This window comes from Microcoleus sp. PH2017_12_PCY_D_A (assembly GCF_020738565.1).
In the GTDB taxonomy this organism is placed as follows: Bacteria; Cyanobacteriota; Cyanobacteriia; order Cyanobacteriales; family Microcoleaceae; genus Microcoleus.
In genome coordinates this window covers 33,271-53,918 of the sequence record NZ_JAEQCI010000047.1, presented here as the reverse complement: position 1 = coordinate 53,918, position 20,648 = coordinate 33,271, and the positions used below count along the sequence as shown (strand labels likewise).

The following is a 20,648-nucleotide window of genomic DNA, read 5'->3' as shown; positions in this document are numbered from 1 at the left end:
CAAACTATAAATTATGCAGTTTCGTGCTGTTTGTGCCATGCCGGATGCCACAGCAATTCCGCAGTCGATCGCTTCTCGACCATTTCCTTCGTGATCGTACACTGAGCCACATCCTTGCGAGAAGGCAACTCGTACATCACATCCAGCATTAACTCCTCCAAAATGCTGCGGAGAGCTCTCGCGCCGGTTTTGCGTCGGTAGGCCTCCTGGGCGATCGCCCGCAGCGCCTCCGGGTCAAATTCCAACTCCACACTATCCATCTTCAACAGCTTCTGATACTGCTTCACCAGCGCATTCCGGGGCTCAGTCAAAATCTGCATCAAAGCCGCCTCATCCAGCGGCGAAATCACCGTCACCACCGGAATCCGCCCCACAAACTCAGGAATTAAACCAAACTTGACCAAATCATCCGGCTGTACCTGCTGCAAAATATCAGCCGCCCGCTTATCTTTTGCCGGCAAAGTCGAGTTGCTTTCGGTTTCTGTTGGCTGAATAAAGCCCAAGGATTTTTTACCCAAACGCTGGTCAACTATTTTTTCTAAACCGACAAAAGCACCGCCACAAATAAATAGAATCTTGCTCGTATCAACTTGAATAAAATCTTGGTAAGGATGTTTGCGGCCACCTTGGGGAGGCACGTTAACTACCGTTCCTTCCAACATTTTTAGCAGCGCTTGCTGCACTCCTTCTCCCGATACATCTCTGGTAATCGAAGTGTTTTCGCTTTTGCGAGCAATCTTGTCAATTTCATCAATATAAATAATCCCGCGCTGTGCAGATTCGACATCAAAATCTGACATTTGTAACAGCCGCAGCAAGATATTTTCTACATCGTCGCCGACATATCCAGCTTCTGTCAGCGTCGTCGCATCAGCTACCGCAAACGGCACTTCTAGCATTTGCGCCAAACTCTGCGCTAATAAGGTTTTGCCGCAACCTGTGGGCCCGACTAGCATGATGTTGGATTTTTGCAGTTCCACATCGCTGTCGGGGGAAGATTTGCCGCTGTCTTTGGCTTGGTCTACACTCAAGCGCTTGTAATGGTTGTAAACTGCTACAGAAAGGACTTTTTTGGCTGAGTGCTGGCCGATGACGTGGTTGTCTAAATGCTGTTTAATTTCTGTGGGTTTGGGAATTTGGGCTAGAACAATTTTCGATTTGCTCGATCGACTCTGGCGTTTCGATCCTTGTCCCTGAGACTCTCGCACCTCTGACTGGGGAACCTGTTGACCAATTGTTTTGCTAGAGTCAAAGAACTCCTCCTCTAAAATTTCATTGCACAATTCCACGCATTCATCGCAAATGTAGACGCCGGGCCCAGCTATTAACTTGCGGACGTACTCCTGCGACTTACCGCAAAAGGAGCATCTGAGATGGGAGTCATATTTTGACATATTTAGCCTCTTACTTTACGGTTGCGGTTGTTTGTTTTGACTGGGGAAGTTGCAGCGGGCTCGATCGAGTGCTCAGCCCTAGAAAGGTTTCCCGATCTGACACCAAAACCAGTCAAGCTTCGCGGACTCTATTTCTAAGTTAACAGTTAGCAAAAACATGGACAAATATCCTGTCATGCTTTTTTAAATTCATTCGGTGTTATCCGAATCGGGCGAACTGCACGCCCACTATCCCTATACACAAGTGCTGTTGGGAATACTTTCCTGAGTATGTTATAAGAACCATTTACGTCAGCATTGATTATTGTTCCGCCTGCTGACTTGTAGAGTCCTCTCTTTATCCTACGTCCACTGAACTTGAGTGCTGAGTCCTTCTTTCCATAAGTTGGGATTGGGTCATTATCTAAGAAACTTGATTTGCTAGTGTAGCTTTCTTCGGTGAGAATTACTTTAATTCCAACTAACTCAGCTTTGTAAGTCAGCATCTCCACAAACTTTGCATGAGGAATAGAAACAAATTGTTGATTGTTTCTTCTTCCCAGACTCGACTCCTGCTTCCATAAATCATTCTTACCGATAACCAGCGTTCCTATTTCATTCGGGAGCAGATAATTAATGATTAAGCGAGAAGCCTTATGCAAGTAACCATCAACTTGATTGTTTCTCTTAGCGGATAATTGCTGAATTCGCTTTGATGTTTGAGCTTTACCTTTGAGCAGAGATTGCAGCTTAGCTTTCTGCTTGTTGTAGTGCTGGTTGAGTGCTTTGAGTGGCTTGCCGTTAATCAATAAAGGATTAAACCCTTTCTGATTTGAAGTTACTGCCGCTAAGTTACTGACTCCAATATCAATTGCTGCAATATGCTGGAAGTTTAACTGGTTAAGCTTTGATGCTATTTCATAGACTACCTCGATGACATACTGACCTGATTGCGGGATGATTCTAATCTGTTGAACATTTTGACATTTAGTGGGAAATTCAATGCTTGTCTTGGAAAGCTTTACTAATCCCTTGACTAATGCAGGCTTGCTAATCGCTCCTTTCTCATAGACAACGCAGAAACGTCCTTTGAGATTATCTTTGTACTTCGGCAATTTAGGTTTGCCCAAAAACTTGCCTGGATTTTGTTTCCATTCCTTCATAGCCTCAAAAAATGACTTCCAGTTTCGATGCAGACTAATCAGGACTTGATTGCTGACTTTGGCAGGAAGCGCCTTGTAGGATTCATGAGATTTAACTTCATGATAGATTTGGCAATTATCAAGATAAGTATTCTCTAAAACAAAAGACTGCCTCACTAAGTAATTACAATAGTTGTAGAGATTTTTGGAACGCCATGCTAAATCGTCGCACTCCTTAGAGAAACTGTGACTTTTATCAATAATGTGACGCTCTACCAATCTCATTCTTCTTCTCCTTTGCTAGCTGAACTCGACTGCAACTCTAAAATTCACTTCTCGGTTTTCCTTGCCGATCGCCCTCGCTCTGACCAGATTTCCACCATCTGCGAGCAGTATTATAGGAAACTCCTGCTTTCTTGGCATAGTCCGACCGCTTCATACCCCTATATTACCTTAGTCCTTGGGAATAATAAAAAATTCTGACGAAGGCAAGGCCTTCTACATAAGTCCCGAAAGCAAGCCTTCTGCCGAAACCAAACTGGCTTACCATTTTTTGTATTCCAAAAATTTTCCCGACATAATTATTTTCACTCGATCGCCTTTTGGGTCTGCTTCTTTCTCCACATCCAAAGTAAAGTCGATCGCGCTCATAATCCCGTCACCAAATTTTTCGTGGATCACTGCTTTGAGCGGCATCCCGTACACCTGCATAATTTCATAGAAGCGATAAATCAGCGGGTCAACCGGAACTGCTGCATCCAAAGAACCTTTCAACGGAGGTTCGCACAGCACCGCAGCCGTCTCGCTATCCAATCCCAAAGCCGAGACAATTTTCTCGGCTTCATCCAACGATGCGGTAGCTTGACGGTAAATAACCGCCGCAATCCAAACTTCATCGCGACCCAAAACTTTTTCCAATTCAGCAAAACTCATTCCCTTAGCTTTTTTAGCAGCCAAAAGCTTTTCTGTAATTTCTGAAATTGCCATTAAATATTCTCCAACTCACTGCTGTACCAGATATGAAATATCTCTCACATTTTGGTAATTTTGTCAATGGCAACTAGATCTAAAAAATAGAATTGATGTTCGGAGCTTCAGAAAAACCAGGTCTCGTCAACCTTGACAACTCATACAATTTTCGCATTGGAGTATAGAAGATTAGAGATGGGCAATAAGTTATCAATACCAGGGTTTAGAGCTGGTCTACTGTTGCATGATTTTTTTCAAATTGCATCGCAACAGATCGAGCCCAAAAAACACTCCTAACTGCCCTCTGACAATGATACAGTTGGCAGTATATCTAGTGCAAGTTACACAAACAAAGGCAAACGGCCCAGTTTGGATCGTGCCAGCGTGACCCCCGCCCAAACACGGATAGAAGTCCCCGACAGGAGTCGCCAGCCGCCCCAAATTTTAGAATTAGGTTCCTGCTCCCAGATTGATCTATGGAGTAGTAAATCTCTCATTCTTCAATTTTTTAATCTAACATCCACTGACTCTCCATCCTCGCTCCCGCAGCCAAAGCCCCTTTACCGTTCATAACCGACAAGTGACAAAAGTATGGATATTCAGACTAAAGATTACAGCATTGAGTACGATCGCGCTACCCAAACAGTTACCTGGTGCGGCTCGTTTCGGATCGGCCAGATGGAAGAATACGCGCCGATCGTCGATCTGCTCAACGAAGTGGCGGACTCCTCGCCTAATATGATTACTCTAGACTTCCGAAAACTAGAATTTTTAAATAGTTCAGGAATTAACATTATATCAAAATTTGTCATCAAAGTGCGCCAGCTAAAAAATATTCAAATCACCATACAAGGCTCTAAACAGATACCGTGGCAGGGAAAATCGCTGAAGAACTTGCAGCGGCTGATGCCTTCCTTGCACTTAGAATTGGAATAGTCAATCGCACAAGGTAAAGGTGTTCACCTATCCCGCGTTGGGGAACCAGGATGAGGGCACCTGAAGTTAATGCGAATAAGTCATAGTTAAGTTAGCACCAAACTGTAAAAAACTTCGCTCTCGGACTAAAAATTACCAATTTTCAATTGCCATGCAGGAAGAACCATCGAGAGAACAGCTACTTTTGGACGTTCAGCGACTGAGTGCGGAACTTGAAAACTTGAAGCGCGAAAAGTCGGATCTAGAAATCTTGCTGGAGACAACCACCGAACATTCGGATACGATGGAAGCTCACTTGCTCGGCCAAGCTAAGCTGGCTGTGCGCGAAAGCGAACAGCAGTTTCGGGCGATCGCCTCGGCAACTCCCGTTCCGGTATTGGTTTCTCGTCTCTCGGACGGCTTAATTCTGTATGCGAACGCTCAATTGGCTTCTCTGCTAAACATACCCCTAGAAGAATTGATCGGCTGCTGTACCCCAGACTTTTACTTCAACCCCGCCGATCGCCCCCTTGTACTCGACGCCCTCGCCCAAGACGGATACCTGCAAAACTACGAACTCCACTGCAAAAAATCAGACGGAACCCCTTTCTGGGCGACGATCTCGGTTCAGTCGCTGCTGTTTAACGGTCAGCCGACGGCATTGTGCGCCTTGTACGACCTCACCCAGCGCAAGGAAGCAGAAAACATTCTCCAAGAGAGCGAAAAGCGGCTCCGCCGCCAGAGTCTGGCTTTGTTGCAGCTAGGACGGCAGAGGACTCTCAACAGCGGTGCGCTGACTGTGGGAATTCGCGAAATTACCGAGGCTGCCGCCCGCACTTTAGAGGTGGAAAAAGTCAGCGTCTGGCTTTACAACCGCGACAGATTTGGAACTGGCTACCCGATCGATCCTCAGCTAAATTTTACCCACAGAGCGATCGCCCACAACCAAAAAGAATCACTCGATACAGAGGCGGCCGCCCCAGAGGAAAACGAGTCGGTCAATCATTCTCAATTTAAAATCCCCAATCTCAAATTAGTTTGTCTCGACTTGTACGATCGCACTCACGAGCATCATTTGAGCCGCCAGTGCATATCAGCAAGCGATTTAAAATTTTCAATTTTAGATATAGAAGACGGCGCACCGGGCGAAAACATATCTGAAGACAATGATTTAGAACCGGCGCCCAACACTCACAACTCGATCGAAACAAATTTGTGCCACTTATCATCGATCGCCGAACATTCCGGTGTGCTGCCGAATAAGAGCAAGCCAAATTCATCGATCTTAAATGTAGCAATTAGGCTCGGCGGCCAGATCGTGGGCATCCTCTCTCTAGAACATATCGGCGCGCCCCGCCAGTGGGCTCTGGAGGAGCGCACCTTCGCCGATTCTTTGGCAAATTTAGTCGCCCTGGCGATCGAAGGATTTGAACGCCAGCGAGCTCAGGAAGCACTCTCCAAAGCCAAAGCGCAGCTAGAAATGACCGTAGATCAGCGCACCGCTCAACTCACCGCCACCAATCAACTGCTCCGCAGCGAAATTGCCGATCGCAAAAGAGCCGAAATTGCCTTGCAAGAAGCCTTACACAAAGCAGAAGCAGCTTCCAGAGCAAAAAGCACTTTTTTAGCCAACATGAGCCACGAACTGCGGACGCCCCTCAACGCGATTATCGGTTACAGCGAAATGCTAGAAGAAGAAGCACTGGACTCGGGACTCGATGACTTCATCCCCGATACCCAAAAAATTCGTAACGCCGGCAAACACTTGCTGACTTTAATTAACGATATTCTCGACCTTTCTAAGATAGAAGCCGGTCGGATGGAGCTTTACTTAGAAGAATTTGACCTCGGCAATTTAATAGAAGAAGTTGTTGAAACTTTGCAGCCTTTGGTTGAAAAGAATCACAATCAATTGCAAGTCTCTTGCTCTCCAAATTTGGAAATAATGTATGCAGATTTAACTAAAGTCAGGCAAATTTTGTTCAATTTGCTCTCGAATGCCCTCAAGTTTACCGAAGGTGGAACGGTTGTGCTGAGCGCTAGTCGGGAACCAGCACGGGGAAGCGATTGGGTTTATTTGCAGGTATCTGATACGGGGATTGGAATGTCTGAACAACAGCAGCAGGGTTTATTTCAACCTTTTATGCAAGGGGATGCTTCGACTACTCGCAAGTACGGAGGCACTGGTTTGGGATTGGCGATCAGCCGCTTGTTTTGCCAGATAATGGGCGGCGATATCACTCTTGAGAGTCAGTTAGGTGTTGGCTCTACTTTTACTGTTCAATTAAAGGTCAAAGTTGACAGTTGACATTAGTCATTAGTCATTAGTCATTAGTCATTAGTCATTAGTCATTAGTCATTAGTCATTTAGTCATTAGTCATTAGTCATTAGTCATTAGTCATTAGTCATTAGTCATTAGTCATTAGTCATTAGTCATTAGTCATTTAGTCATTAGTCATTAGTCATTAGTCAGTAGTCATTAGTCAGTAGTCATTAGTCATTAGTCATTAGTCATTAGTCAGTAGTCATTAGTCATTAGTCATTAGTCAGTAGTCATTAGTCATTTAGTCATTAGTCAGTAGTCATTAGTCAGTAGTCAGTAGTCATTAGTCATTAGTCATTAGTCATTAGTCATTAGGAAGAAGGAAGAAGGAAGAAGGAAGAAAGCAACGGGAGCATCTCAGTTTTGCATATAGTGCTGTCCTCGCTCGCGAGCTGTACAATACTCGCGAGCGGGGACAGCACTATAATGAAAAATGCTTTTTTCAAAAATGAGATGCTCCCGAAGGCAATAAGCGAAGAAGGCAACGATCGCGCGATGGGAATTTAACGGATTTAACGGATTGGTGAAAGATGCAATAATTCGCCATTACCAATGACTACTGACTACTGACTACTGACTAATGACTACTGACTAATGACTACTGACTACTGACTACTGACTACTGACTAATGACTAATGACTACTGACTACTGACTACTGACTACTGACTAATGACTACTGACTACTGACTAATGACTAATGACTAATGACTAATGACTAATGACTAATGACTAATGACTACTGACTAATGACTACTGACTAATGACTACTGACTAATGACTACTGACTAATTCCCCTGTTAATTGTGACACCGATCGCGATCGACCTCTGTTGCCGATCGCACATTAACATTTTTTCCCAGCCTAGAATACTTTCATTATCCCAAACTGGTGCCACAACCAGGATATACCGCCTTGCTGCATTCAAAATTCGCACCTCAACCCGATCGGGGGGGGTATTGCTTGTAGAAAGGCAATTTGGTAAAAGTAATGCTATCGTCGCTAACCAGTAGAAGGCAAAAGTTAACAGGAAATCAGGAATTATCAAAGGCATAAGAACCCAGAAACACAATTCGGCTTTTTGCCTTCTCCCTTGAACCTTCAAACTGCTGCCTCCACTGCCGAGATAGCAATGCCACCGATAGCAGTGCACAAGTTCTCAAAATTAAAGGAGTGCATCGAGATGATTAAACCTTGCAGTCAACCGCTAAAAATAAATCCTTTCACTTCTTATCGCGATCCAGTTACAGGCAAATGGACTGTAGTTCCAACAGTTCAGAATGTTTGCGAAACAGACTCTAGTTTGAAACCACAAGCCGAAAGCGAACAGAAAAGTAAAGTAGAAACAAGTCTTTCTGCTGTGCCTGCTGTCTTGCTGCCGAAAAAACGCTTTTCCTTCTCCTTGCCTCCGCTGAAAAACCTTGCTAAAAAATCTGCTGTCACTGTCAGTAGCTAGCCATCGCCGGGGCCTAATCTAGTTTCTACGGTTACGCCCGGGCGATCGCCTGTCGCAACAAAACCAAGTTATCCCTAGCATAAATTGCCAAAAAGCGATATACTGGCAGCAAAATTTCTCCTCACAATATCCGTGAAGTATTTGCTCGATCGCTTCGTCCACTTTGTATGGACAGACCGACCAATTCGCCAGCGGGGAACAGTCATCGTTGCTATCCCCCTAATTTGTCTGTTGGCTTCGCTGAGCGCAATTGCAGGGCTGCGGGATAATGCCATACAGGTAAGAAGGCGAGTAGATACTAATAAGGCAATACTTCAGGAAACTAACCGCTTATTAAAAACGGTGGTGGATGCGGAAACTGGCATTCGGGGTTACGGGTTGACGAAGCGCCGCGAATTTCTCGAACCATATTTTGAAGCAAAGAAGAGTTTGCCTCCGCTGCTGGCTAAACTCAGGGTTTCGGTGGCAGAAAATCAACTGCAAGCTCAGAAATTTGAAGAAATTAAAAAAATTACCGAACAGCAAATAAATTTCTTGCAAAATACTTTGAATCAGCTCGAAAGTTCGGCAACAAAAGTGCAGTCTTCGGCAAGAGTTCAGTTGTTCGCTAAAGGCAAATTGACGATGGATAAGCTGCGCGAAAAAATTGATGCGTTTGCTGGTGCCAGCGAAGCCTACCAGAAAGCTCAAGAGCAACGAGTAAGTGAGTTGGTAGATTTAATTAATTTCCTGCAAGTTGCTGGTTTGCTTGTCGGCTGTTTGGGTGCAGCGGCTTCCTGGTATTTATTTGATAGTTTAGAGCAGGAATTGAGGAAGCGGGAAGCTGGGTTGCAAGAAAGTAAAACTCGCATTCAAGCTGTGGTAGATAATGCGGCTGACGGGATTATTACTTTGGACGAATCGGGAAATATTGAGTCTTTTAATACGGCGGCAGAAAAGATTTTTGGCGAAAAAGCCGATCGCACAATTGGCTCGAACCTGCGCCAACTGATAGCTCAACCGCAGCCGGACAGCAGCGCGGGAGATTATGCGATCGAATATTTTGTGTTAAATCCCGATGCTAAGCTGAAGACTTACCAGGAAGAAACAGTGGGAGTCCGCAGCGACGGCACCAAGTTTCCGATGGAGTTGGCCATCAGCGAAATGCGTCTGGCAAATCAACGCTTGTTTATTGCGATTTGCCGCGATGTGGGAGGACGGAAACAAGCTGAGGAAACTCTGCGAAAGCAAGCGCAAATGCTCGATTTGGCGAACGATACGATCGCGGTACTCGACTTAAACTGGACGATTTCTTATTGGAATTTGGGGGCGAAGTGGCTCTACGGGTGGCGGAAGTCGGAAGCAATCGGCAAAAATCTTCACGATCTTTTGCAAACAGAATGGCCGCAGCCTTTTGAGGAAATTCAAAAAGTGTTTTTCGAGCGGGGATCTTGGCAAGGAGAACTGGTGCGTACCAAGGAAGACGGCACAAAAATCACGGTGGCGAGTCGGTGGACTTTGCAGCGCGACGAGCAAGATAAACCCGTGGCTATTTTGGAAATCAGCAACGATATTAGCGATCGCAAGCGCTCAGAAATTGCCTTAGCCGAAAGCGCGCAGCGGTTTCGCGATACCTTTGAGCAGGCGGCAGTGGGCATGGCCCAAGCGAGTGTCGATGGCAAGCTGCTGTTAGTCAATCAAAAACTTTGCGAAATTTTGGGCTACAGCCGCCAAGAATTGAGCGAGAAAAAATTTCAGGAGATTACTTGGCCGGAAGATTTGGGAAATGAATTGGAACTTTTAGGTCAATTATTAGCAGGAGAAATTGATAATTATTGTGTAGAAAAGCGCTATGTTCGCAAAGACGGAGATTTGGTGTGGGCAAACTTGACAGTGTCGCTGCTGCAAGAACAAAATGGCACTCACTTTCTGATGGGTGTGGTAGAAGATATTAGGGAGCGCAAACAAGCTGAGGAATCGCTCAGGTTGCGTGCAGAAGAATTGAGTTGGACGGCGCAAACGCTGGCTAAGACGACAAGTGTGTTAAGAAAGCGGAATCAAGAGTTAGACCAGTTTGCTTATGTAGTTTCTCACGATTTGAAAGCGCCGCTCAGGGCGATCGCAAATCTCAGCAGTTGGATAGAAGAAGACCTCAGCGACTCGATGACAGAGGATACTCTGCACCAAATGAACCTGCTGCGCGGCAGAGTTCACCGCATGGAATCATTGATTGAGGGACTGCTGCAATATTCCCGCGTCGGACGCATTCAAGTAGCTTCAGAAACTGTAAAAGTTGGGAAATTATTAGCAGAAATTATTGATTCTTTAGCGCCGCCGTCGGGATTTGAGGTGAAAGTTGAACCGGGAATGCCAACTTTTGTGACCGAAAGATTGCCGTTGCAGCAGGTTTTCTCTAATTTAATTAGCAACGCCATCAAGCACAATAGAAGTGAATCCGGTCAAGTCCACATATCGGTTAAAGAGTTAGAGACTTTTTACGAGTTTGCTGTAGCGGATGACGGGCCGGGGATTGCTCCTCAATATCACGATAAAGTTTTTGTGATTTTTCAGACTTTGGAAGCTCGCGATAAAGTTGAAAATACTGGCATTGGTTTGTCGCTGGTGAAGAAAATTGTCGAATCTCAAGGCGGCACTATTTCTCTGGAATCTGCGGAAGGTGAGGGAGCAATTTTTAGGTTTACTTGGCCGAAGCAACCTGTTAGTAAATAAGATATAGCCTTCCAAGCGAAAGATTCGCGGACGACTGGGAATAGGGCATAGGGCATAGGGCATAGGCCAAACCGCGCATACCTCACTTTTTTGAGAACCGCTATAAGACGGCGGTTGAAACCGCGTCTACACACACAAAACCCACTCCAAGCGGGTTTCCGAGGGGGCGGTTAAAATTACGTTATTTTCTTCAGCCGGCTTGGCATGGACTTCGTTTGTCTAAACCTGGTTCAAACCGCCGTATTGTCTGCATCGCAGCGGATTTCGATGATAAATCCATCGGGATCGTAAAAGTAAATGCCGCGTCCTGTAGCGCGCGTTACCGGGCCGCTGTCGATCGCAATTTCATTAGACTTTAGCACTTCCAGGGCGCGATCGAACAAATCGCGATCGATATCAAAGGCCAAGTGGTTGGCGCGAGTAAAAGCTTTCTCGGGATCTGGGTTTGGCGGTTCCAAATCAGGCTGCCAAAATAAGTCAATCACAGTCCCGTCTGGAGTGATGAAATTAGCGACTTTGCCATCCGCGACCATTTCGGTTAAACTTGCGGGAATTTCTGCACCTGTGAGTTCGTGCAAGCCGAGAATTGTACCGTAGAAGTGGCGGGAAGCTTCCATATCGCGCACGTTTAAAGCGATGTGGTGCACGCGGCGCAAGTTCCCCGGCGCCAGGACAATTTTGACGGTGCTTTCGGTAGTTTGCATGGTTGTCAATTGCGAATGTTAAAATTGGATGCTGTGAAATTTATCCCAAGTTTGTAGTGAGGACTTCAGTCCTCAGATTTCTATGAGGACTGAAGTCCTCACTACGAACCAATTTAAAGTTTGATCGTAGTTAGGACATAATCTCAATTATTGTTACTTTTCTTTAGGGAACGATGCCATACCTACAAATAGCATGGCCAGCCCGCCTCCCAGAATCGCGAACGCCAGTAAACCTACAGCTAAATCTAATCCCGATGTGTTTTCCATTAAATTAAAACGTTCTCCAATTAAATCCAATCATCGGTATTTGTTAATTGCTGATTGCTTCTCAACAATGGAAAAGAGAAGAAAAAACAAGCTAACTAACCGTAGGGTGCGTCAGGGATAAAAGTGTTAGTCTGTATTTAAAACATTCAGCCCTGACGCACCCTACAATAACTTTTTATTTTGCCAATTCTCGATCGATCGCAGCGATCAATTCCGGCGAATCTGGGCCCACGCTGCTGCGGAATCTGGCAACAACTTCACCCTGCTTGCTAACTAAGAATTTCTCAAAATTCCAGGAAACCTCGCCCTTGGGATCGACTGCATTCGTAAGCTTAGCGTACAGCGGGTGCTGCTGGCTGCCTTTAGCGCTTACTTTGTCAAATAATTCAAAGCTGACACCGTATTTGGTAGTGCAGAAATTGACGATTTCTGCGTTGCTTCCAGGTTCTTGAGCTCCGAAGTCGTTGCAGGGAAATCCTAACACGCAAAGGCCCTGGGCGCCGTACTTCTGGCTCAATTCTTCGAGTCCTTTGTATTGAGGTGTATAGCCGCAGTAAGAAGCTACGTTAACTATCAAGAGTACCTTGCCAGCGTACTCTCCTAGCTGCTTGTCTGCGCCTGCGATCGTTTTTACATTAATGTCGGAGATGGTGCTGGGCATTTTCACATACTTCTAAATTTGACCAGCACAATTTTACCGCAATTTGGTAAGATTTTGTCGAAAAAGCCGATCGCCCAAAATTTCAAAATGTTCGATCGTTGGGACTTTCGCGATCTTCAAAATCTGAGGACTTTAGTTCTCACTACAAACTCATTTGATTTTGGTCATCTGAATGGTGTTCCGTCATCCATTTTTGGTACGTATCCTCAAGTTGCTTGTCTTCCAAAACTATTTCTAGGCGGACTTTGACGCAACCGTGGCGGGGTTGAGAGGCGATCGCATTTAAGATTTTGCTAGCTTTCTGCACAGACGTAAATTCTGCCTTAACTGTCGGTTCCTGGCGATCGCTCTTAATCTCTGCCAAATCTATACCGGTGATGTTTCCCTCGCCCAAATCTATCTCTGCCAACACCTTGGGCTCGTCGCCGACTTGTTCGACAATCAACTTTTCCCACTGGATCGGCACTTGTACCATCCGAGTCTCAATTTCTTTGCGGACTATGACTTCGCCGACTTTGCGCTTGCTGCGATTGATTACCAATCGTTCTTCTAGCAGGCGAATTACTTCTCGATCGACCACATCCAAGTTTTCGTCGTGCTCATCCGTATCCAAATTTTCATTTGTGCGATCGGCATCTGTTAGATTTGACATAACTGTTGAGGGATTAGTTGACTCGCTATTGCTCACTTCATCAAGCTGTTCTGAGGATTTTCCTAAATATTCATACTCTGCCGTTCCCACAAATCCGGGCAGCAGATCGACCGCATCGGACTTAATACTTACAAACAGAGTTTTTTGATGATAATCTACTTTTTTGAGCAGCTTAATACTTAATAAAAAAATGCGGGGATTTTCGCGACCTAGCCCTGATACCACAAAGTTTAGCTGACCGTTAGGATCGAAATAGACATCTTTGATTTTGCCTACCAAGTGACCTTGGTTGTCTTTGACTGTAAAACTTTTTAGCTTAGTTCTGACTTTTTCCGGCACCCGGTTGAGACGGGTAGCTGATTTCGCTGTGGCTACTTTTCCGGCGGATGCTTGACCGTTCATTTTTTAAACTTTCCTGCTTAGGGATTTTTATTATGAATTGGGGCGAATTGGTAAAGGCGGTTCAACAGTTGACAGTTGACAGTTGACAATTGACAGTTTGAGAGCGACCTCTACCTAGAAGGAAGAGAAATGGAGTAATGAATTGTCTGATTTTAATTTCTCCCGAAAAAGCTTGGGGCTTTCAACTAATTATTTCTGGGAAAGTGCATAAACTTTGCCAAAAACCGACAAGTTTCGCACTCCACCCCCCGTTATAGCTGTGTTATCGTCGTCAGAAAAATTAGGTATGTAGTTGCGATGAAAGCGCTCTTTATAATATAAGCAAAGAGCGCTGAAGCGCAACTACGTACCTTGGCCCAAGTGCGAGCCGATCTTTGAGCGATACTTTTGGTAGTTTTATATCTCCTATCCTCAGAATAAAACCACCGTATTTCTTAAGGGGGAGCGCCAGGACGATCTGGCTTAACTGAAGCCTATCGCGTCATCTAGGAATTGCGCGATCGCCAAATTCAAACCTGTGCGGTAAGAGAATTATGTGATTAATGCGTAATTCCTATTCAAGACTTCCTGCGGTTGGTTTAGATAGTTTTATTATCTACAACCGGAGTTCCGTCAGTCTGAATGTCTAATTCTTCACGGCGCAAGGTTTCTTCCCCGTCAACCGTGCTGCGAACAACTTCTTTTCTGACGTTGACTTCTTCGCGCACGTAGGCTTCCTTGTGAATGTCGGCCGTTTCTTCGTAGACTTCCATGCGTGCAACTTCCCCTGATTGGAAGTCAGCCTCGCCGACTGAAACTACTCTACCAGCTTCGACTGGTGTGACTCGCTCGATTACCACTCGTTCTTTTTCAATGGGAACTGAAGCTCTTGCTGTTTCAGTTTCCACGCGCTTACCAACTGCTACTTCGCCTGTTTTGGCGCGCTGTTTGTTGGCAACCAAGCGTTCTTCATAAAGCTTGAGATTTTGGTGGTTCTGTTCGTTGGTTTCGTAGAGGGGGCGATCCATATCGTAGCTGTAATTGCTGCGATCGTAGCTAGCAGGAGTTGCTTTGCTTGCTGCTGCTGTGCTTGCTGCTGTGCCTTGATTGCGGTAGACGCCTCTTACCTGTTCTTCGCGATCGTAATCTACTGGTTCTAATTCATTGTAAGCCGGCAGTTGTTCTGCTTGAGCTTTGCTGCGAAGGCCTGTGGCGTAGACGCGATGGGCTCCGTAGTCGAACCGGGCCGAGCCGATCGGCAGCAATACTTTTTTACCAAAAATCCAGATTCCGGTATCAACTACCAGATAGCGAAAGCGGCCAGTTTCATCAACCAAAGCGTCATAAACGGTGCCTACTTTTTCGTCAGAGTCGCCGGCATAAACATCAAATCCCTTGATGTCGTCTCCGGCAAATATTTCTTCCTTATAGTTAGGCTCAAAATCTGCAATTCTTTGAAGTGCCATGTGTTTTTTCCTCGTCGCTCTACTTAAATTAATAGTAGAAATTAATGGCTTAACTTCCCTCTCCCTAAAGTCTGAAGTGTTCAATTTAGGGCGTTTAATACTATAGGAATACAGCGCGGTGTCGGTACTAGCGTACTCAGCAATTCAATTCCATATTGAGTCACCATACGGTTCAGTTAGGGGTAGTGTGATTGCGAGGAACGAAATAAAAATTAGGTACGTAGTTGGTCTTGAGCCTCCTTTAGACGTATATATCGCAAAGAGGGCTTGCATCCCAACTACGTGCCGGTAGTTTCAGAATGTTGCAGGAGAGGGGCTTCAGGAAAGCTAGAAATTTTAAGTTTAGACTTGACTTAGTTGAGCTCTGATGGTTTCTATGCGTTTGCGGTTGACTCCTAAATCCGACTCTCCCAGACGCGAAGCCGATCGCACGTGAATCACCTTTGCCCCATCATCTACCAAAAATTCCACGTCATCCACAAAACCCATCAAAGCGCTGGTGAACTCCGCATAGAGGTAATTATCGGTTGCGGTGATAATTTTAGTTTTGCCCGAGGACTCGATCGCCCCTTTGAGCTTGGCCATAGCCTCAGCAGGCGACGCAGTGTAAGCCAAAGGCTCAATTTGGTGTTCGGCATCTTGACTGAAGCTGCTGACGCAGTTGGGGGAAGCAGGGCACGCTGCCAGTTTTCCTGACACAATGCCGATATTGGTAGGTCTTTTTCCAGCAAACACTGTTTTTTCTCCGGGAATTAGGATAAAAGTTGCGATCGCCAGTACCGCCACAGCTACCAGCGATATTAAAACAATTAGGACTCTTTTCAATGCTGTCGGCGATTTTGTTTCAACTGTTTGCATGCAGATGAGTCCTCCAGAAAGTGCGATTTAGATCTAATTTTAATATTAATTGAAATTGACCTCTCAAAACTAAATAGATTTAGTTTTTTCTTCTACCAACCAATAAGTCAGCATTGTTCCTTTACCTTTCACCGCGATATGACCCCGTTCTTCAAAAACAAACTGCTCTTTCAAACCCTCGTAAGTCGGCGCAGTCACTTGAATTTTACCCGGCAATCCGTTCGACTCCATCCGCGAAGCAACATTCACAGTATCTCCCCACAAATCATAGCTAAATTTGCTAATCCCAATAATTCCCGCCACCACCGAACCGCTGTGAATTCCGATCCGCAATTGAAAACTTTCTCCAATTTTGATATTAAACTTTCTCAAAGCTGCCTGCATCTCCAAAGCTAAAAGTGCGATCGCCTCCGCGTGATCCGGGCGCGCCGTCGGCAAACCTCCAACCACCATGTAAGCATCGCCAATCGTCTTAATCTTTTCCAACCCGTGCAACTCAGACAAGCGATCGAACTCCGAGAAAATCCCATTCAAAATTTCTACCAACTGCGTCGGACTTTTGTGAGCCGAAAACTCCGTAAAACCCACCAAATCAGCAAACAATACCGTCACCTCATCAAAATGATCCGCGATCAGCTTTTGCTCTTTTTGCAAGCGCTCAGCAATAGGTTTAGGCAAAATATTCAGCAGCAATTTCTCTGTTTGCTCTTGCTGCAATTTCAGCGCTGCTTCAGCCTGTTTCCGCTGAATCATCGAACCGAGCTGCGTAGCAACCGCACTCACCAATTCCACCAAGCGCGGCTGAGGTTCCAGAACTTTTTCGCGATAAAAAATCAAAATAGCTAACACTTGGTTGTCCACCAAAATTGGCAAACCAAAAGCTGCTTTCAAGCCCACATTCACCGCAATTTCAGATCGCAAAAAAACTTGTTCCGGTGCAGTAGCAACATCCTCGATCCATTCAAACTGCTGCGACTGCCAAATCCTCCCCGGGAGTCCCGCACCCGGAGAGAAAGTTAACTGCCAACTTGTCTGTCGGAATTGGGCAAAACTCGAATCGCTGACGTACCTGCCTCTAGCGCATCTTAAAACGCCACCGTCACTGCTAGGAATCCAAGCTTCGCCCAGATTCCATTCAATAGTTTTGCAAATTAAACCTAAAATCACATCTATAGCAGATTCAAAATCCTCAGACTTGCTAATAGCTTGAGTTGCCTCCAGCAGCAATCTTGTTTCCATTTCAACCTGACGGCGATCGGCAATTTCCTGGTGCAACTGGACATTTTGATCGGTTAACTTTTGATTTTTTTCTTGCAATTGCATTTGCAAGGAACGCACAGTAAGTTGATTGCTCACTCGCGCCAATACTTCTTTTACTTGAAAAGGTTTTGTGATATAATCTGCTCCGCCAACTTCAAAAGCTTTTGCCTTATCTATTCCTTCTTCTAACGCGCTGATAAAAATGATAGGAATTTCGCTAAATTGCGGTTGCACTTTCAATCTTTGACATAATTCATAACCGTTAATATCCGGCATCATAATATCCAGCAAAATCAAATCAGGGACGCTAGACTGAATTGCATCTATAGCAGAAAACCCATTAGTAACAGGTCTAATTTTATAGCCATTTTTTTGCAAAATTCTAATCAACAAACGCAGATTATCTGGCGTATCGTCAACTACTAAAATATCTGCTTGATAGTTTTCAGTTTGTTCCGCCTTCATCTCCACGATCTGATTCCTCCGCCTCGGCAATTAAATTGAGAATTTTCTGGTAATCAAAATTATCGAGATGACCCTGGAGGATTTCGGCAAATTCAGGATGATCATCCCTTATTTCCTCGATCGTCCTAGCAATTAAGTCAAAATCAGCACAGCGGATTACCTGCCTCATGTTATCTATCCATTCTGCGGGAAGTGTGGGTAAATAAGCAAGCGCAACATTATAGGGTGAGTCAGATTGATTGTGGCGATCGCCCGCTGACATCAAATCCGTTGAGTTAGAGTAGAGATACTTGACACCCAAATGTTTGTTGAGGGTATCCAATATATCTGTTTTGTGGAAAGGTTTGCTAATAAAATCGTCGCAGCCCACCAATAAAGCAAACGATCGCCTCCCTTCAATGGTACTAGCTGTCAAAGCAATAATCTTCGGAATCAGGGGATCGAAACCGGAAATATTCATTTCCCCGCTTCCTTGGTACTCTTGCTCTCTCTGCTGTATTCTGTCCTTAATTTCTTTAGTAGCTTCGTAGCCGTCCATCACGGGCATTCGCATATCCATCAAAATTAAGTGCGGATGCCAATTTTCCCAGATTTCTACTGCTTCGCGGCCGTTGGCAGCTTGTTGCAGCTTGAAACCCAATGGAGAAAGCATTTTGACTAAAAGTTGGCGGTTATCTTCGCGATCGTCTACAATTAAAATCCGGTAGCAGGGTTGATTTGGTTCCAACCCAGTAACTTCGAGGTTAATTTCCGGGGCGGGAATATCAGCAGCATCAACCGCACCGACTGGAATCTCAAATTTAAAAGTAGTGCCGCGTTCCAGTTGACTTTCTACGACGATTTCTCCTCCCATCAGGCGGACAAATTGACGGCTGATTGTCAATCCTAAACCCGTGCCTTTCTGAGTTTTTTGACCGGAAGCTGTTTGCACAAATGCCTTAAAAACATTGCCCAATTCTTCCGGAGCAATGCCAACTCCTGTATCTTCTATTTCAAACTGAAGAAAAACCACCTGATCCCTAGTTAAATCATCAACATCATCCCTCAATTCAACTAGAGCAAACTCACTTCTATCGCTGGAAAAATTCCTAATACTTTTTGTAGTATCAAAGCAAGCTGTTGGACTCGCCAATAAATCAACAATTCCCGAATTTTCTAAGTTTCTAACTCTTAATATAATCCTACCAGTTTGCGTAAATTTAATCGCATTGCTGAGCAGATTTATCAGCACTTGTCGCAGTTTAATATCATCGGTTCGCACGTACTGGGGAACCTCAGCCTCGCGCTGGAAGAGCAACTGCAATTCTTGTTTTTTGGCGCGCAGTAAAAACATATCTTGCAAGTCGTCAAGCAAGCGGTAGAGATCGAAGTTTTTCGGATCGACAATCATCCGCCCCGCTTCGATTTTTGACAAGTCCAAAACTTCATTGATCAGGGTGAGCAAGTGTTCGCCACTGCGGCGAATTATTCTCATATTTTCTCGGTTTTCGACAGCAAGATTGAGGCTGCCTTCCATGATTTGTGCAAAACCCAGTATGGAATTGAGAGGAGTACGCAACTCGTGGCTCATATTTGCCAAAAACGTACTTTTAGCTTTGTTTGCAGCTTCAGCCGCTTCTTTTGCTTGTTGCAGTTGTTCTGTGCGTTCGTCAATTTGGGTTTCTAAGGTGTGCTGGTAATCTGCTAGTATTTTTTCGGCTTGTTTGCGATCGCTAATATCTTGAAAAGCTGCGATCGCATAAACAATATTTCCGCTACCGTCAAAAATCGGCGTAGTATTGATCTCGATCGCAATTATTCTGCCATCTTGACGGATTTCTACATCGTCAACCTTGACAAATTCTCCTTTAAGCGCGCGCAAAATTGGCAGATTGTCCGGCGGGTAAAGCCGATCGGTATTGGCAACATACAGTTGATAAGTTGCAGCTAATTGTTCCGCAGTGCTTTCCGGGATCGTGTCTGCACCCAGCAAATCCCGCGCTGCTTGGTTGAAATAGGCGATCGAGCCATCGGGATTGTAAACAGATACCCCCACCGGCAAAGCTGCTAAAAATTGCTTCAGGCGGCTTTCGCTCGCCGACAGCGCCGCATTTACTAGCTTCAACTCCTCATTGACTTCTTGCCGCTTCAGAATTTCATCTGTTAACTTTTGGTCTTGCAAGTAACTGTGAATTGCTTCTACTACCGTTAATTTTAAATCTTCATTTTGCCAAGGTTTAGGGATGTAACGGTACAACTTAGCATACTTGATAGCATTGCTCAGGGCTTCCAAATCAGCTTGCCCCGTCAGCATAATAGTCAGGGTTTCCGGCGATCGTTCGTGGATTTTTTTAAGCAGTTCATCCCCTTTAATATCCGGCATGATATAATCGGAAAGCACCAAAGCAATCTCGTATTCATCGGCCTGCAAATCTTCCAGCAACTCTAAAGCATCTTCCCCTCCCTCAGCCGTTTCAATAATACACCGATCCCCGATCGCCTTTTTCAGTTCTATCTTTAAACTGTTCAAAACATCAGGTTCGTCATCAATACACACAATCACAGGTTTTTTCATGATAACTTTGCCAGCCCAGATTTTATCGTATCTATTAACTCTTTGCTTTTCCACGGTTTGTACAAACAGCAGTACAAGTCGGCTTCTTTGACTGCCCGCTGAAGAGCAGCTTTATCCGCTTGCCCCGTCAACATCACCTTAACGATTTTAGGATATTTTTGGTGAACTCTAATTAACAGTTCGTCACCTTTAATTCCCGGCATCAGCCAATCAGAAACAACCACAATCACCTCAGCTTCTTCTGGAAACTCCTCCAGTAAATCTAAAGCTTCATCACCACTTTCGGCTAATTCGTAAAAGTAATCATCTTTAAATTCATTTTTGAGCTGCATCTTGAGAGTCTTCAAGATATCGGGTTCATCGTCAACGCAAAGAATTACAGGCTTATTCATCTTTTGCTCTCTGCTGTTATTTTAATGGGTTTACCGACATGATTTGCTTCTGTGTTATTGATTTGGGGCGAGGATGCACTATATCTGTCTCCTATCTTATT

Annotated in this window: 17 protein-coding genes; 4 read left to right on the top strand and 13 right to left on the bottom strand. The window is 44.9% G+C overall.

The features are described 5' to 3' along the window. Positions 1–11 precede the first annotated feature (11 nt). The 3 genes from clpX to cynS form a co-directional block, all read right to left on the bottom strand. A complete protein-coding gene (gene clpX / locus JGK39_RS15255) occupies positions 12–1,394 on the bottom strand; it encodes an ATP-dependent protease ATP-binding subunit ClpX (protein ID WP_293296726.1) in 1,383 nt (460 codons plus the stop codon). A gap of 173 nt (positions 1,395–1,567) precedes the next feature. Next, positions 1,568–2,800: a transposase gene (locus JGK39_RS15250; protein WP_293253366.1), complete on the bottom strand. Its 1,233-nt coding sequence runs from the start codon at positions 2,798–2,800 to the stop codon at positions 1,568–1,570. Positions 2,801–3,058: 258 nt separating this feature from the next. After that, positions 3,059–3,502 (bottom strand): cyanase, encoded by a 444-nt coding sequence (gene cynS, locus JGK39_RS15245; RefSeq protein WP_293253363.1) that lies wholly within the window; start codon positions 3,500–3,502, stop codon positions 3,059–3,061. Between the two features lie 573 nt (positions 3,503–4,075). On the opposite strand from cynS, the gene JGK39_RS15240 reads away from it, so the two are divergent. After that, positions 4,076–4,420 (top strand): hypothetical protein, encoded by a 345-nt coding sequence (locus JGK39_RS15240; protein ID WP_293253360.1) that lies wholly within the window; start codon positions 4,076–4,078, stop codon positions 4,418–4,420. A 151-nt stretch (positions 4,421–4,571) separates the two neighbouring features. Further along, a complete protein-coding gene (locus JGK39_RS15235; RefSeq protein WP_293253357.1) occupies positions 4,572–6,707 on the top strand; it encodes an ATP-binding protein in 2,136 nt (711 codons plus the stop codon). A 796-nt stretch (positions 6,708–7,503) separates the two neighbouring features. Here the strand turns inward: JGK39_RS15235 and JGK39_RS15230 are convergent. After that, on the bottom strand, positions 7,504–7,875 hold the full coding sequence (locus JGK39_RS15230; protein WP_293253354.1) for a hypothetical protein: 372 nt from the start codon (positions 7,873–7,875) through the stop codon (positions 7,504–7,506). Between the two features lie 30 nt (positions 7,876–7,905). On the opposite strand from JGK39_RS15230, the gene JGK39_RS15225 reads away from it, so the two are divergent. Next, the gene (locus JGK39_RS15225; protein ID WP_293253351.1) at positions 7,906–8,178 is read left to right on the top strand and encodes a hypothetical protein; all 273 of its coding nucleotides are present in this window, start codon (positions 7,906–7,908) and stop codon (positions 8,176–8,178) included. 84 nt (positions 8,179–8,262) lie between these two features. Further along, positions 8,263–10,887 (top strand): PAS domain S-box protein, encoded by a 2,625-nt coding sequence (locus tag JGK39_RS15220; protein WP_293253348.1) that lies wholly within the window; start codon positions 8,263–8,265, stop codon positions 10,885–10,887. Positions 10,888–11,117: 230 nt separating this feature from the next. Here the strand turns inward: JGK39_RS15220 and JGK39_RS15215 are convergent, their stop codons facing one another. The 9 genes from JGK39_RS15215 to JGK39_RS15175 all read right to left on the bottom strand — a co-directional run bounded on the left by JGK39_RS15215 (position 11,118) and on the right by JGK39_RS15175 (position 20,547). Beyond that, the gene (locus JGK39_RS15215; protein ID WP_293253345.1) at positions 11,118–11,591 is read right to left on the bottom strand and encodes a VOC family protein; all 474 of its coding nucleotides are present in this window, start codon (positions 11,589–11,591) and stop codon (positions 11,118–11,120) included. Positions 11,592–11,744: 153 nt separating this feature from the next. Further along, positions 11,745–11,888, bottom strand: coding sequence for a hypothetical protein (locus tag JGK39_RS15210; RefSeq protein WP_293181231.1), 144 nt, complete (start codon positions 11,886–11,888; stop codon positions 11,745–11,747). 145 nt (positions 11,889–12,033) lie between these two features. Further along, positions 12,034–12,519, bottom strand: coding sequence for a glutathione peroxidase (locus JGK39_RS15205; protein ID WP_293253342.1), 486 nt, complete (start codon positions 12,517–12,519; stop codon positions 12,034–12,036). A gap of 142 nt (positions 12,520–12,661) precedes the next feature. Then, a complete protein-coding gene (locus JGK39_RS15200) occupies positions 12,662–13,573 on the bottom strand; it encodes a DUF2382 domain-containing protein (protein ID WP_293253339.1) in 912 nt (303 codons plus the stop codon). A 578-nt stretch (positions 13,574–14,151) separates the two neighbouring features. Further along, entirely contained in the window at positions 14,152–15,018 is an 867-nt protein-coding gene (locus tag JGK39_RS15195) for a DUF2382 domain-containing protein (RefSeq protein WP_293253336.1), read from the bottom strand. Positions 15,019–15,360: 342 nt separating this feature from the next. Beyond that, positions 15,361–15,876: a DUF1499 domain-containing protein gene (locus tag JGK39_RS15190; protein WP_293253333.1), complete on the bottom strand. Its 516-nt coding sequence runs from the start codon at positions 15,874–15,876 to the stop codon at positions 15,361–15,363. A gap of 69 nt (positions 15,877–15,945) precedes the next feature. Next, positions 15,946–17,607 (bottom strand): adenylate/guanylate cyclase domain-containing protein, encoded by a 1,662-nt coding sequence (locus JGK39_RS15185; protein WP_293253330.1) that lies wholly within the window; start codon positions 17,605–17,607, stop codon positions 15,946–15,948. Beyond that, complete coding sequence (locus tag JGK39_RS15180; RefSeq protein WP_293296724.1) at positions 17,582–20,155, bottom strand: response regulator; 2,574 nt, start codon at positions 20,153–20,155, stop codon at positions 17,582–17,584. Before JGK39_RS15180 ends, JGK39_RS15185 begins: the two co-directional genes overlap by 26 nt. Then, complete coding sequence (locus tag JGK39_RS15175; protein ID WP_293253324.1) at positions 20,152–20,547, bottom strand: response regulator; 396 nt, start codon at positions 20,545–20,547, stop codon at positions 20,152–20,154. The genes JGK39_RS15180 and JGK39_RS15175 overlap by 4 nt, the downstream gene beginning before the upstream one ends. Positions 20,548–20,648: the final 101 nt, after the last annotated feature.

Excerpts from the sequence above, each read along its gene's own strand:
- clpX (WP_293296726.1), bottom strand. The coding sequence starts at position 1,394 with ATGTCAAAATATGACTCCCATCTCAGATGCTCCTTTTGCGGTAAGTCG.
- JGK39_RS15250 (WP_293253366.1), bottom strand. The coding sequence starts at position 2,800 with ATGAGATTGGTAGAGCGTCACATTATTGATAAAAGTCACAGTTTCTCT.
- cynS (WP_293253363.1), bottom strand. The coding sequence starts at position 3,502 with ATGGCAATTTCAGAAATTACAGAAAAGCTTTTGGCTGCTAAAAAAGCT.
- JGK39_RS15240 (WP_293253360.1), top strand. The coding sequence starts at position 4,076 with ATGGATATTCAGACTAAAGATTACAGCATTGAGTACGATCGCGCTACC.
- JGK39_RS15235 (WP_293253357.1), top strand. The coding sequence starts at position 4,572 with ATGCAGGAAGAACCATCGAGAGAACAGCTACTTTTGGACGTTCAGCGA.
- JGK39_RS15225 (WP_293253351.1), top strand. The coding sequence starts at position 7,906 with ATGATTAAACCTTGCAGTCAACCGCTAAAAATAAATCCTTTCACTTCT.
- JGK39_RS15215 (WP_293253345.1), bottom strand. The coding sequence starts at position 11,591 with ATGCAAACTACCGAAAGCACCGTCAAAATTGTCCTGGCGCCGGGGAAC.
- JGK39_RS15205 (WP_293253342.1), bottom strand. The coding sequence starts at position 12,519 with ATGCCCAGCACCATCTCCGACATTAATGTAAAAACGATCGCAGGCGCA.
- JGK39_RS15200 (WP_293253339.1), bottom strand. The coding sequence starts at position 13,573 with ATGAACGGTCAAGCATCCGCCGGAAAAGTAGCCACAGCGAAATCAGCT.
- JGK39_RS15195 (WP_293253336.1), bottom strand. The coding sequence starts at position 15,018 with ATGGCACTTCAAAGAATTGCAGATTTTGAGCCTAACTATAAGGAAGAA.
- JGK39_RS15190 (WP_293253333.1), bottom strand. The coding sequence starts at position 15,876 with ATGCAAACAGTTGAAACAAAATCGCCGACAGCATTGAAAAGAGTCCTA.
- JGK39_RS15180 (WP_293296724.1), bottom strand. The coding sequence starts at position 20,155 with ATGAAAAAACCTGTGATTGTGTGTATTGATGACGAACCTGATGTTTTG.
- JGK39_RS15175 (WP_293253324.1), bottom strand. The coding sequence starts at position 20,547 with ATGAATAAGCCTGTAATTCTTTGCGTTGACGATGAACCCGATATCTTG.